The sequence below is a fragment of the Winogradskyella ouciana genome (assembly GCF_009709615.1).
Lineage (GTDB): Bacteria > Bacteroidota > Bacteroidia > Flavobacteriales > Flavobacteriaceae > Winogradskyella > Winogradskyella ouciana.
This window is the reverse complement of the sequence record NZ_WJYA01000073.1, coordinates 1-278: the sequence shown is the minus strand read 5'-3', so window position 1 is coordinate 278 and position 278 is coordinate 1. Positions and strand designations below refer to the sequence as shown.

The 278-nt window shown below is 34.2% G+C and carries 1 protein-coding gene; it reads right to left on the bottom strand.

Going from position 1 to position 278, the window contains the following annotated elements; translation table 11 throughout:
• On the bottom strand, positions 1 to 278 hold a 278-nt coding region (locus tag F1003_RS18620), incomplete at both ends, for a permease-like cell division protein FtsX (protein ID WP_202913913.1).

The window sequence follows — 278 nt, the reverse complement described above, 5'->3', positions numbered from 1 at the left end:
TTGAACCTCAGAGACACCTTCAATTTTTTTAGCATCTTCGGCTATAGTTTTTACATCATTTGGAGTGTTTGCCTCTACAATATAGGCATCATAGAGAGGATTGGCATCTCCTTCAAAGATTTTCCAGTTATCTCCCATTATCTCGGTTAATTTTTCATATTGTTCTTCTTTACTTGAAAAGGTAACACTTTTAACCGTAGACATGTTCTTCAAAGAATCATATACCTTGTGGTAGTCATTATTTGTAACAGTTTGACCTTCTTTTTCAATTGTCTGAC